This is a genomic window from Synechococcus sp. H55.10, from assembly GCF_047502715.1.
Taxonomy (GTDB): domain Bacteria; phylum Cyanobacteriota; class Cyanobacteriia; order Thermostichales; family Thermostichaceae; genus Thermostichus.
The window spans coordinates 1-2,461 of sequence record NZ_JANSJJ010000205.1 but is presented as its reverse complement, the minus strand read 5'-3'; the positions used below and the strand labels follow the sequence as shown (position 1 = coordinate 2,461).

Here is a 2,461-nt window from a genome sequence, read left to right as displayed (position 1 = left end):
GGCAGAAGAAGAGACAAAAGCTCTGCTGTCAAGCGGGTGAGGAAACCCCACCCGCCTGCGCGGTGGGGTAGTTCATAGTTTGATTGCCATTTGACAGTGACCAGAGGATTCAGTTTTGGACGGGCTCGCCCTGCTGAAGGCAGTTTTTCGTTTACTATTCGTCTACTATAGAAGACTATGACGAAACTCACCCCCAGCTCCAGCTACAGTATTGCTTTGCGCCTGCGCCTGCCCAACCAGCCGGGAGCACTGGCCCGCGTCACCCAGGCTATTGCCGAGGTGGGAGGCAGCCTCAGCCAGATCGACCTCGTCTATCAATCCTCTGCAGAGACGGTGCGGGAGATCTCGGTGGATGCTGTCAGCAGCGAGCATGCCGAGCAAATTCGCGCCGCTGTTGCCTCTTTGCCCAATGTGAAAGTAGAGCGGGTGGTGGATCGCACCTTTGAGCTGCACCGCGGAGGAAAGCTGCAGGTGGTGGCCAAAAGCCCCCTGGAGAGCGCCGCCGATCTGGCCATGGCCTACACACCGGGGGTGGGGAGGGTGGCACTGGACATTGCCGCCAACCCCGCCGCCGTCTATGACTACACCATCAAGGGCAATTGCGTGGGCATTGTTACCGACGGCAGCGCTGTGCTGGGCTTGGGGAACATCGGGCCGGAGGCCGCTCTGCCGGTAATGGAGGGGAAGGCGGCCCTGTTCAAGCGCTTTGCCGATATCGATGCCTTCCCTCTGTGCCTGGCCACCCAGGAGGTGGAAGAAATCGTGGAGACGGTGGTGCGCCTGGCTCCCGGCTTTGGCGGCTTTAACCTGGAGGATATCAGCGCCCCCCGCTGCTTTGCCATTGAATCCCGGCTCAAGGCCCGCCTCAACCTACCGGTGTTCCACGACGATCAGCATGGCACGGCGATTGTGGTGCTGGCCGCCTTGCTGAATGCTTTGAAGGTGGTGAAAAAAAGCCTGGATCAGGTGCGCATTGTGCTCAATGGGGCGGGAGCAGCTGGCATTGCCGTCACGCAACTGTTGCGGCGGGCCGGGGCCAACCATATTGTGGTCTGCGACCGCCAAGGGATCCTCAGCCGCTCCCGCACCGACCTCACCCCAGAAAAGGCGGCAGTTGCAGTCGAGCAGAGCGGATCCCTGGCAGAGGCTTTGGTGGGAGTGGACGTGTTCATCGGGGTGAGCGTGGCCAATGCCCTGGCGGCAGAGATGGTGGAGAGCATGGTGCCGGATCCCATTGTCTTTGCCCTGGCCAACCCGGTGCCGGAGATCCAGCCGGAGCTGGTGAGCGATCGGGTGGCGGTGATGGCCACCGGGCGCAGCGACTACCCCAACCAGATCAACAATGTGCTGGCCTTTCCGGGCGTGTTTCGCGGCGCTCTGGATTGCCGCGCCAAGCAGATCAACACCGAGATGTGCCTAGCGGCCGCCCACGCCATCGCCAATTTGATCCCACCTGAAGATTTGGATCCCCAGTGGATCATCCCCTCGGTCTTCGACGGGCGGGTGGTCTCTGAGGTGGCTGCCGCAGTAGTTCAGGCTGCCCGCCAAACGGGAGTGGCCGGGATCCCTTGAGGGGTGCCCAGGCGGCCTATTGCCCTAGGTTCCCCTTCGCCAAAAGCGGGTGGAAGGCAGCATCCGCTCGACCGCAGGCTTCTGAGGCGTCAGCCCGTCGGGACAGCAATTACCCGTCCTAGCGCTGTGCGGAAGCAAGCTGGCAGTGCAGGGAGGATGTCAACATACCGAGCATCAATCTTTGGCCTGGGGAACGCTTTGGATCCGCAAATGCGGCAACGTTGAAGTCTGCTTTTTTCGGATCCCTTGTAACTTAACAATCCTTCAAGCTTTCTTCCTTCTTTGTGTAGTATTTTGCGCAGACGTCACTGACTTCATCGATTACCCTGAGTTTCAGGTTTCTAATCACTCGGCACTCCCAATGGATATACGTAAGCCGCTCTGCGTCCACATCGTCACCACGCTCACCGCTGCTAGCATTGCCGCTTTGCCTCAGTCTGACCTCGGCAGAGCCCTCAGAGTGGCTCTGGTGGTTGGAGCCGGGAACGCAGTAGCCTCGAGGGTTGCTTGGTCTTCTGCCCGAGACAGGGATCGGCGAGTGCAAAGCCTCCAAGCAAAGATTGAAGGGCTACAGGACCAGTCTGCGCGGAAGGAGGAAGAAATTCAAAGATGGCAGGGTCTCGTCGGAGACTTGTCCCGGCAAGTCCAGGAGAGGGACGAGAAGCTGCAGAACCGGCAAGCGGAACTGACAGAGCTCCAAACCCAGCTTCAGCAGAGCAGCAAGCAAGTCCAAGATCTGGAAGCGCAGCTGGCCGAGCAACAGCGCTTGCAAGAAGAGCTCCGCCGCCGGGAGCAAAGAATCGAGGAGCTCCGCTGGCAAATTGAGGAAGGCGAGAAAGAACTTTCTAGGCTGCGGGAAGAGCTTCAGCAAAGGAGCGGGCGGCTCCAA

The 2,461-nt window shown here is 60.0% G+C and carries 2 protein-coding genes; both read left to right on the top strand.

Going from position 1 to position 2,461, the window contains the following annotated elements:
• Positions 1-177 precede the first annotated feature (177 nt).
• Positions 178-1,572, top strand: a complete 1,395-nt coding sequence (locus tag NW858_RS11575) for a malic enzyme-like NAD(P)-binding protein (RefSeq protein ID WP_414336179.1) — start codon at positions 178-180, stop codon at positions 1,570-1,572.
• A 631-nt stretch (positions 1,573-2,203) separates the two neighbouring features.
• The coding region (locus tag NW858_RS11570; protein WP_414520549.1) for a hypothetical protein at positions 2,204-2,461 on the top strand (258 nt) is incomplete at its 3' end.